This is a genomic window from Amycolatopsis sp. NPDC043887 (genome assembly GCF_056435665.1).
Map to the genome: position 1 here is coordinate 122,666 of NZ_JBWKEB010000020.1, position 9,937 is coordinate 132,602.

Genomic DNA, 9,937 nt, shown 5'->3' on the forward strand with positions numbered 1-9,937 from the left:
GCCTTCACGGACATTCGAACCCCCGGAGCGCGGTCACGGCGTCCGGCGCCAGCGATGTCGTGAGCGTTCCACCCGCGGCCAAAGGCGTTCGCGACCACCACTCACCCGAGGCGGCACGCAGCACCGGTCCGCCCACGACCAGATCGGTCGCCAGTACCCGGCGCCCGGCCAGGTGCGCCAGGCTGGAGTCCAAAGTGGAATCCCCAATCTCCAGCGTCTGCCGCAGCACTGGTATTTCACCTCGCGTCACGTGCTGCGTGGTCACCAAAGAACCCGGCCGTTCACCCGCCCGCCCGAGCACCAGCACCTCGCGCGTGTGCAGGTAGGCCTCCGACGCCAACGAGGCCAGGAACACGGCGGTGTGCCGCGCGCGAGCGGTCACCACGGTCGGCTCCGGCAAGTACTCCAAAGACCCACCGTCGTCCACGGCAACGTCCACAAGGGACGAACTCGCCTCACCGTGCGGTCCCGGCAACGCGATGGTCGCCGCGACACCGGAAAGCCGCAGCGAAGCCCCGGCGCCGACGCGGATGGTCAGCTTCAGCTCGTCGCCACCCAAGGGCGAAGTCGCCGAATTGACCAGGTGCACCACCGCCGTCGCACCGGTGCCCCGCTTGGGAAGCAGCGTGAGCGGCGCCATCGAGCGCAGCTCACGCAGTACGGTCCGGCCGCCCTCGAAGCGGGCGGTCAGCCGCGCGTGCGCCTTCACCCCGCGCGGACCGGGAGCAGCGAGCGGACCCAGTCCGCCACCGCCGGCGCGTTCGGGGTGTCCACAAGGGACTGCGTGATCACCGGCAGCTCGCCCCGCATCCGATGCGCGTCCGAGGTCATCACGTCCATGTCCGCGCCGACCAGATGCGCGATGTCGGTCTTGTTGATCACCAGCAGATCCGCCGTCGTCACGCCCGGCCCGCCCTTGCGCGGCACCTTGTCGCCACCGGCGACGTCGACCACGAACACCTGGCTGTCGGCGAGTCCCCGGCTGAACACCGCGGTGAGGTTGTCCCCGCCGCTTTCGATGATCACCAGGTCCAGCCCGGGGAACCGCTCCTCCAGCCGTTCGACCGCGTCGAGGTTCGCGGTGATGTCGTCACGGATCGCGGTGTGCGGGCACGCGCCGGTCTGCACGGCCTCGATCCGCTCCGGGTCGAGCACCCCGGCCTTGCGCAGGAAGTCGGCGTCTTCGGTGGTGTAGATGTCGTTCGTGACGACGGCGAGGTTCACCTCGTCGCCGAGCGCCCGGCACAACGCCGCGGTGAGCGCGGTCTTCCCGCTCCCCACCGGCCCGCCGATCCCGATCCGGTACGCGCGCCCCGCGGTCGGCGCCTGCTCGTAGTGGTCGGGTTCCGCGGCGGTCGGGTCGAAGTTGACCGGATGCACATGTCCGTGACCGTGACCATGCTCAGCTGGCAAAGAGACGCACCTCTTCCTTGTGGTGCCGGGCGTGTGCCTCGGCGAACAGATCGAGCGCCGGTGAACCCGGCGCCGGGAGATCGGCCGGATCGTCGCCCGCGACCTCGGCCGCGCGCAGGGAAACGTCCCGGACCTCCTTCGCGAGACCGGCCACGACCGCGTTGACGGCGAACGGGTCGAGACCGAGCAGCCGCACGGCCGCGCTCGCGGGTCCGCTGATCGCGAGGTACGCCACCGCCATCGCGGCGTCGAAGGGCACCCCGATCAGCGCACCGGCCACCACCGGGTGATGCGGTCGCGGGGTTTCCTTCAACAGCCGCGAAAGCATCGGCGACGGCCACGCCGCCTTGCCCGCCCTGGCCGTCCCGCGGCCTTGCGCGCGCGACGCCTCCCGCTGCGCGAGCGAAGGCGTCCTGGCGTCGAGCTCGATGTCGAGCCGCCGCCAGTGTCCACTCCGGACGTTCCGCGCCGCCGCGTGCGCCGACGCGGCGGCGAACACCGCGGCCAGCGAACCGGCCGTACGCAAGCGCCCGGAGAGGAACCCCGGCAGGTCGCGCTCGTGCGTGATCAGTTTCCGGGTGACGGCCTCTTCGAGCCCGCCGGAATGGACATGCCCGCCCCCGGGGAACCGGGAGTCGGCCAAAATGATCGCTGAAAGATCCATCAGAACAAGAAGTATCGTTGCGCCATGGGCAGTTCGGTCACCGGCCGGGGCTCGATCAGCTCGCCGTCGACGTGCACGGCGAAGCTGTCCGGCTCCACCCGGATGTCCGGCGTCGCGTCGTTGAGCACCATGTCGGCCTTGCCCCGCGAGCGCGTGTCCGAAATCGGCACGAGCTTCCGCGCGATGCCGAACCGTTCCGCCACCCCGCTTTCCAGCGCTTCCGGCGCCACGAAATGGAAGCTGCTCGCGGCGGCGACCACCGGGGCCGCGCCGAACATCGGCCGCGCCAGCACCGGCTGCGGTGTCGGGATGGACGCGTTCGCGTCGCCCATCGCCGCCCACGCCGGGAATCCGCCCTTGAGCACCACCTGCGGCCGGACACCGAAGAACTTCGGCTCCCACAGCACGAGATCCGCGAGTTTCCCGACCTCCACCGAGCCGATCTCGTGGTCCATGCCGTGCGCGATCGCGGGATTGATCGTGTATTTGGCGACATAGCGACGAGCCCGCAGGTTGTCGGCCGCGCCGTCGCCGGGCAGGGCGCCGCGCCGCCGTTTCATCACGTGCGCGGTCTGCCAGGTCCGGATGATCACCTCGCCGATGCGGCCCATCGCCTGCGAATCCGAGCTCATCATGGAGATCGCGCCGAGATCGTGCAGGACGTCCTCGGCCGCGATGGTCGTCGGCCGGATCCGGCTTTCGGCGAACGCCAGGTCCTCGGGTACCGACGGGTTCAGGTGGTGGCAGACGACGAGCATGTCCAGGTGCTCGTCGAGGGTGTTCGCGGTGTGCGGCCGGGTCGGGTTCGTCGACGACGGCAGGATATTGGGCAGCCCGGCGACCTGGATGATGTCCGGCGCGTGCCCGCCGCCCGCGCCTTCGGTGTGGTACGCGTTGATCGAGCGGCCGCGGATGGCGTCCACTGTGGACTCCAGGAAGCCCGCTTCGTTCAGGGTGTCGGTGTGGATCGCCACCTGGACCCCGGATTCGTCGGCCACGGTCAGGCAGGCGTCGATCGCGGCCGGGGTGCTGCCCCAGTCCTCGTGCAGTTTGAACCCGCCCGCGCCGGCGGCGAGCTGTTCCCGCAGCGCCTCGTGCCGGACGGTGTTCCCCTTGCCCAGCAACAGGACGTTGACCGGCTGGCCGTCCATCGCCTGCAGCATCCGGCCGAGGTTCCACGCGCCGGGCGTGACGGTGGTGGCCTTGCTGCCTTCGGCCGGGCCGGTCCCGCCGCCCACGAGGGTGGTGAGGCCGGACGCCAGCGCGGTCTCGGTCAGCTGCGGGCAGATGAAGTGGACGTGGCAGTCGATCCCGCCCGCGGTGAGGATCTTCCCGTTGCCGGACAGCACCTCCGTGGACGGGCCGACGACCAGCGCCGGGTCCACACCGTCCATGGTGTCCGGGTTGCCCGCTTTGCCGATCCCGACGATCCGGCCGTCGCGGACGCCGACGTCGGCCTTGACGATCCCCCAGTGGTCCAGGATCACGGCGCCGGTGATGATCAGGTCAGGCGCGCCTTCGGCCCGGGTCGCCATCCCCTGGCCCATGGATTCGCGGATGACCTTGCCGCCGCCGAACAGCACTTCGTCGCCGCTGCCGGACGGACCCATACTGCGGTCTTCGGTGACTTCGATCAGCAGATCGGTGTCCGCGAGGCGGATCCGGTCGCCGGTCGTCGGGCCGAACAGTTCGGCGTACCGCTCGCGATCGATCGACGGCATCAGGACTCCATCCGCAATCCGGGCACCGCGCGGTTCCCGGCCAGCGGGACGAGGTCGACTTCGCGTTCGACGCCCGGCTCGAACCGCACCGATGTCCCCGCGGGCACGTCGAGACGATGTCCTCGCGCGGCTTCGCGATCGAATTCGAGCCCCGGATTCACCGCCGCGAAATGGTAGTGCGATCCGACCTGGACGGGCCGGTCGCCGAGGTTCCGCACGAGCAGCCGGACCCGCGGCCTGCCCGGGTTCAGCTCGACCGGCACCTCGCCGGTGATGATCTCCCCTGGTCGCACTCGCGGCCCTCCCTAAACGATCGGGTCGTGCACGGTGACGAGCTTCGTGCCGTCCGGGAAAGTGGCTTCGACCTGCACGGAATCGACCATCTCCGGTACTCCGTCCAGCACCTGCGCCCTGGAGAGCACCGAGCGGCCGCTCGCGACGAGTTCGCTCACCGTCCGGCCGTCACGGGCACCTTCGACGACGTGGTCGGTGATCAGCGCGACCGCTTCGGGGTAATTCAGCAGGACCCCGCGTTCCAGGCGTTTGCGAGCCACGTCCGCCGCGACGTGGATGAGCAGTTTGTCCCGCTCCTGGGGGCTCAGGTGCATGGGAAAGGTCTATCACCGGAAACCGCCCGCCGCCGGTTCTCGAAACACAGGATTTACGTCGGCGTCCGGTACACGGAAAGTGAACGACACCGTAACTCTTCGCGTACGAGGCCCGATTTCACTGAATCGTTCTCGTAATCGTGACCGAAAGCACCACATCTTTCGATTGCCCCGGGCCGCGACGTGGAGCAAAGTTTGTCCATCCGTGCGATGAGGCGCGCCTTCGCTGCGTGCATCCCGTCCACGCATGAAACACAAAGCCGGGGAATGCGCATCGAAAGGTTTCACCACAGTGAGTACCTCCACGATCAGCACCAAGCCGTCCGACCAGGTCGACGACGGTTTCCGACCGGGTCTCGAAGGTGTGGTCGCCTTCAAGACCGAAATCGCCGAGCCCGACCGTGACGGTGGCGCGCTGCGCTATCGAGGTGTCGACATCGAGGATCTCGCCGGCAAGGTGACCTTCGGCGACGTCTGGGGTCTTCTCGTCGACAGCCGCTTCGGCCACGGGCTACCGCCCGCCGAGCCGTTCCCGCTGCCGGTGCACACCGGCGACGTCCGCGTCGACGTCCAGGCCGCGCTGGCCATGCTCGCCCCCATCTGGGGCTACCGGCCGCTGCTCGACATCACCGACGACGAAGCGCGTGACCAGCTGGCCCGCGCCTCCGTGATGGCGCTTTCGTACGTCGCCCAGTCCGCTCGCGGCATCGGGCAGCCCGCCGTCCCGCAGACCCGGGTCGACGAGGCGAAGTCGATCACCGAGCGGTTCATGGTCCGCTGGCGCGGCGAGCCCGACCCGGCCCACGTCAAGGCCATCGACGCCTACTGGGTCTCGGCCGCCGAACACGGCCTCAATGCCTCCACCTTCACGGCCAGGGTCATCGCCTCGACCGGCGCCGACGTCGCCGCGGCGCTGTCCGGCGCGATCGGCGCCATGTCCGGCCCGCTGCACGGTGGCGCGCCGGCGCGGGTGCTGCCGATGATCGAAGAGGTCGAGAAGACCGGTGACGCGGTCGGCCTGGTCAAGGGCATCCTGGACCGCAAGGAACGGATGATGGGCTTCGGGCACCGCGTGTACCGCGCGGAGGACCCGCGGGCGCGCGTGCTGCGCCGGACCTGCCAGGAACTCGGCGCGTCGCGCTACGAGGCTGCCGCGGAGCTGGAGCAGGTGGCGCTGAAGGAGCTGCGTGAGCGGCGTCCGGACCACCCGATCGAGACCAACGTCGAGTTCTGGGCGGCCGTGATCCTGGACTTCGCCCAGGTGCCGCCGCACATGATGCCCGCGATGTTCAGCTCGGCGCGCACCGCCGGCTGGGCCGCGCACATCCTGGAGCAGAAGAAGACCGGGCGCCTGGTGCGGCCGTCGGCCAAGTACGTCGGGCCGGAGCCGCGCAAGCCGGAGGACGTCGAAGGCTGGGACCTGGTGGTCAAGCAGTCCTGACGCGCGCTATGAAAGGTCCTTTCCTTGCAAATTTTGCCAGGAAAGGACCTTTCCTGGCATCTGCGGGACCGAAGAATCGTGGGCCGCGGTCGCCGACAGCATGGCCGTGAGCTGATCGACCAGCCAGCCGTCCAGCACCTCGCGCGGTACGGCCCGCTCCTGCAGCCAGCTCAGCAGCGAGCCCTCCACCACCGCGGTCCAGCAGCGCAACGTCAGCAGGAGCATCGGCGAGGGTTCCGGTACGGCCAGCGCGTCGAGGATGAGCTCGACCGCGCGGTTGCGGACCTCGTCGATCGCCGCGTCCGTCTCCGAGGTCGCGATCACCGAACCACTGCGCAACAGCGCGACATAACCCGCTCGGTAGTGATCGGCGACGTCGATCAGCCCGCGCACCGCGGCCCGCAGCCGGGTTTCGGGCGGGCCTTCCTCAAGCCCGGCCAAGCCGTCGATAAGACCTTCGGTGACCGTCTTCAACGCCTCGACCTGCAGTTCCCGCAGGCTGGAGAAGTACCGGTAGAACAGCGGCCGCGAAACCTCGGCGCGGGCGATGATGTCGTCGACCGTGACGAGTTCGGGCGCGCGCGAACCGAACAGGTCCAGCGCGGCGCGGATCAGGTCCTCGCGGCGCGCTTCCGGCGACATCCGGCGAGGGCGTCTGGTCACGGGGTGACGTCCAGTTTCGCCGCGGCCCGCAGCAGTCCGGGGGTGAGCCGGGAGAGGACGAGCGCGGCCTTGGCCTCCGGCGTCGACGGCTGGATCGCCTTGTCCTTATCGACCGCGCGCAGGATGTCGCGCGCGACCTTCTCCGGGCCGAAACCGCGTTTCGCGTACAGCTTGCTGCTCGACTTCTGGCGCCGCTTCTGCTCGATCTCGTCGACGCCGACGAAACGGGTGGTGCTGGTGATGTTCGTGTTCACGATGCCGGGGCAGATCGCGGTGACGCCGATGTTTTCGGCGGCGAGCTCGGCCCGCAGGCAGACGCTCAACGTCAGCACGGCGGATTTCGTGGTGGCGTAGGCGGACAGGATCTTCGACGGCAGATAAGCGGCGGCCGAAGCGACGTTGACGATCTGGCCGCCTTCCGCCCGCTCGCGCATCTGCTCGGCGAAGACGCGGCAGCCGTGGATGACGCCCCACAGGTTGACGTCGATGAGGCGTTCCCAGTCCTTGACCGTCGTGTCGAGGAACGGGCCGGACAGGCCGATCCCCGCGTTGTTGACGACGATGTCCGGGACCCCGAACTCCTCCTTGACCTGCTGGGCGAACTTCTCGACCGCCTCGGCGTCGGAAGAGTCCACTGTGTATTCACCAACGGTGGCGCCCTTGTCCCGCAGGAGTTTCGCGGTATCCGCCGCGGCCGAGCCGTTGATGTCGGTGATGACCAGGTCGGCGCCCTTCTCCGCGAACGCGAGCGCGGTCGCGCGGCCGATCCCGCTGCCGGCGCCGGTGACCACGACGAGCTTGTGCGCGAAACCGCCGGACCGGGCACGCTTGAGCGCACGGCTCTCCTCGCCGCCTTCGACGTGGTCGATCAGCTCGGCGGTGGCGTCGGCGATCACCTGGGGCTTCTCACGGACCACCCAGTGCGTGCCGGCGATCCGGCGGATCCGGAGCTCCGGCGCCCAGCGCTCGATCTCGGTCTGCAACGGCGTGGTGACGAACTTGTCGCCGGTGGGCGCGAGCACCTGCACCGGGATCTCGGCCGGTCGCGGCCGTGGCCGGGAAAGGCGGGTGAACATGTTGGCGCGGTAGAGGTTGAGCCCGTACAGGCCGTCCGAAGTGGACGGCGCCGCGGCCGCAGGGTCCATCCGGCCGATGAGCGCGCCCATCGCGCCGGTGCGCCAGAGCACCTGCGGGATCAGCGGGATCTGGAAGCCGAGGATGTAGGTCGAATGCGCCCACTGGAGGAGCGCGTTCTTGAGCCGTTTCGGGTTCGGGCGCAGCTGTGCGCGGAACCACGCGCCCGCGTGGTCGAGGCTCGGGCCGGAGATCGACGTGAAGGACGCCAGCCGTCCGCGCAGCCGTTCCCCGGTGACCGAATGCCAGGTCTGGATGGAGCCCCAGTCGTGCGCGAGCAGGTGGACCTTGCCGTCGGGCTGGACCTCGTCGACGACCGCGGCCAGGTCATCGGACAGCTGGTCCAGTTTGTAGGACCCGCGTCCTGAAGGCTTGTCCGAACGGCCCGCGCCGCGGACGTCGTAGACGACGACCCGGTAGCGGCGTTCCAGCAGGGCGGCGATGCCGTCCCACATGGAGCCGTTGTCCGGGTAGCCGTGAACGAGCACCACCGTGGGCGCGTCGTCGACGCCGGTCACCCGGACCGAGAGGCGGACACCGTCGCTGGCCGTCACCCACTTATGAGACATGATGTCATGTTAGACAACTTGTCAATAAGGCCGCTTCCTCAGTACCGCGCGACCGACGCTCCACAAGGTGTCGATCACGAGGACGAAGGTCCAGATCCGGCCGACGTTCAACAGCCAGTGACCACTCGAGTTCCAGTACCAGCCGGCTTCGTGCGCTTCACCGAACAAGGCTTCGACCGGCCAGCTGTAGCCGGCGAACGCCAGCGCCGTCTGCGCGACGACGTAGAGCCCGACATGAACCGCCCAGTTCCGGAGCGGGTTCGCGCGCTTGTTCGGCTCCTCCGTCACCGATTCGGCCGCTTGCGGACTCTCCCCGGCCGTGCGGGTGACCGGACTTTCCTTTTGTGACACCGTTTTTCGTGGTTCCACGGGAAACTCCGCAACTCCGACACGCCGTACGGCACCACGAACCACGAAGGATCCGAAGAGCAGGAGCGTCGCCGCGCCGAAGCAGGCGACACGCCATCCCGCGTCTGAACCGTAGAGCTGACCCGCCACGAAGGTGCCGATCGTCGCTCCGAGTAGCGTCGCGCTCTCGTAGATCCCCATCGCGCGGCCCAGACTGAGCCCGGCCGCCTCGGCGACCACCGCCTGCTCCACCGGGATGGCGGCCGCGAACGCCGCCGCGGACAGCACCCACATGATCGCGAGCACCGCCGGGCTCGGCGCGAAGGACAACCCGGCGGCGAAGACCGCGCTCGCCATCATCGCCAGCGCGAGCACCCGCGTCCGGCCGACCTTGCGGACGAAACCGTGCAGGTAGTCCGGCAGCAGGCTGTACACGATGAAGCCGGGGATGAACACCGCGGCGATCTCGCCGAGCTGCAGCTGATGCCCGCGTTGCAGATGCATCAGGAGCAACAGGGCGACCCCGGCCTCGGCCATCGCGGTCAACGCGACGAGCGCGAGCATCGGCCGCATCCGCTTGCCCAGTTGCAGCAGCCGCGGCGCGCCTTCTTCGCGCACGGGCGCGGACTTCGCGTTCAGCAGGACCACCGCTGCCACCGCGCAGGCCGCCGCGCCGAGCCAGAACACACCCCGGTAGTCGATCCAGGCGATGGCCGTCAGCGCGACCACGAACGCGATCCACGTTCCGCCGCCCTCGGCCGCGAACAACTTGCTGAACGCGCCGTCGTCCCTCGCGAGCCCCTCCCCCACACGGGCCCGCAACGCGACCCAGAACAGCGCGCCGCCCGCGCCGCCGAGAACCGCGGCCAGATAGGCGACTCCGATGCCCGGCGCCACCGCGTAGACCACAAAGGACAGTCCATAGAGGACCGCCCCGGCGGCCGCGATCCGGCCCCGGTCGAACCGGTCCGCGAGCGCGCCCGCGATCGGCCGGACCACGAACGACACCAGTGTCTCCAGCGCCGTCAGCGTCCCGACCTCGGCGGCCGACGCGCCGAGCTGACTCCCCACCCACAACGGCAGAAGGAAATCGAGAACCTCCGCCGGCCCCTTGGCCAGCGCGGCGGCGAGCTGATTCTCCTCCGACCGTCGTTTCTGTGCGACTTCGTCCACCCCAGTACCCCCTGTTCGGATACGACTGTATTCTAAAACGCGTTGGCCAGGCAAGGCGGGCCGGTCCAGGTGGGTCGTGGGGGGGGGGTTTGGGGTTTCCCCCCAAAAACCACCCCCCCCCCCCCCCCCCCCCCCCCCCCCCCCCCCCCTCCCCAAGAGGGTGCAGCCCCCCCACCCTCCCGGAGGGAAAAAAGAACCCTCCC

The 9,937-nt window shown here is 69.4% G+C and carries 10 protein-coding genes; 1 reads left to right on the forward strand and 9 read right to left on the reverse strand.

The window, feature by feature from the left end; all coding sequences use genetic code 11:
• Positions 1-4: 4 nt before the first annotated feature.
• Genes AC069H_RS37405 through AC069H_RS37430 form a run of 6 tightly spaced genes read right to left on the reverse strand, consistent with a single transcriptional unit; the run spans position 5 to position 4,406 of the window.
• On the reverse strand, positions 5-709 hold the full coding sequence (locus AC069H_RS37405) for an urease accessory protein UreD (RefSeq protein WP_478225312.1): 705 nt from the start codon (positions 707-709) through the stop codon (positions 5-7).
• Complete coding sequence (ureG, locus tag AC069H_RS37410; RefSeq protein ID WP_478235468.1) at positions 706-1,413, reverse strand: urease accessory protein UreG; 708 nt, start codon at positions 1,411-1,413, stop codon at positions 706-708. The genes AC069H_RS37405 and ureG overlap by 4 nt, the downstream gene beginning before the upstream one ends.
• Positions 1,403-2,077 (reverse strand): urease accessory protein UreF, encoded by a 675-nt coding sequence (locus tag AC069H_RS37415; RefSeq protein WP_478235469.1) that lies wholly within the window; start codon positions 2,075-2,077, stop codon positions 1,403-1,405. Before AC069H_RS37415 ends, ureG begins: the two co-directional genes overlap by 11 nt.
• On the reverse strand, positions 2,077-3,798 hold the full coding sequence (locus AC069H_RS37420; protein ID WP_478235470.1) for an urease subunit alpha: 1,722 nt from the start codon (positions 3,796-3,798) through the stop codon (positions 2,077-2,079). Before AC069H_RS37420 ends, AC069H_RS37415 begins: the two co-directional genes overlap by 1 nt.
• Positions 3,798-4,091 (reverse strand): urease subunit beta, encoded by a 294-nt coding sequence (locus tag AC069H_RS37425; RefSeq protein ID WP_478225309.1) that lies wholly within the window; start codon positions 4,089-4,091, stop codon positions 3,798-3,800. The genes AC069H_RS37420 and AC069H_RS37425 overlap by 1 nt, the downstream gene beginning before the upstream one ends.
• Before the next feature lie 12 nt (positions 4,092-4,103).
• Positions 4,104-4,406, reverse strand: a complete 303-nt coding sequence (locus AC069H_RS37430; RefSeq protein WP_478235471.1) for an urease subunit gamma — start codon at positions 4,404-4,406, stop codon at positions 4,104-4,106.
• 292 nt (positions 4,407-4,698) lie between these two features.
• Here AC069H_RS37430 and AC069H_RS37435 point away from each other — a divergent pair, with 292 nt between their 5' ends.
• Entirely contained in the window at positions 4,699-5,847 is a 1,149-nt protein-coding gene (locus AC069H_RS37435; protein WP_465529512.1) for a citrate synthase 2, read from the forward strand.
• Positions 5,848-5,853: 6 nt separating this feature from the next.
• On the opposite strand, the gene AC069H_RS37440 is transcribed toward AC069H_RS37435, so the two are convergent.
• The 3 genes from AC069H_RS37440 to AC069H_RS37450 are packed head-to-tail and all read right to left on the reverse strand — an operon-like array spanning position 5,854 to position 9,734.
• Entirely contained in the window at positions 5,854-6,489 is a 636-nt protein-coding gene (locus tag AC069H_RS37440) for a TetR/AcrR family transcriptional regulator (RefSeq protein ID WP_478225541.1), read from the reverse strand.
• 17 nt (positions 6,490-6,506) lie between these two features.
• A complete protein-coding gene (locus AC069H_RS37445) occupies positions 6,507-8,198 on the reverse strand; it encodes an SDR family oxidoreductase (RefSeq protein WP_478235479.1) in 1,692 nt (563 codons plus the stop codon).
• Between the two features lie 36 nt (positions 8,199-8,234).
• Positions 8,235-9,734: an MFS transporter gene (locus AC069H_RS37450; RefSeq protein WP_478235472.1), complete on the reverse strand. Its 1,500-nt coding sequence runs from the start codon at positions 9,732-9,734 to the stop codon at positions 8,235-8,237.
• Positions 9,735-9,937: the final 203 nt, after the last annotated feature.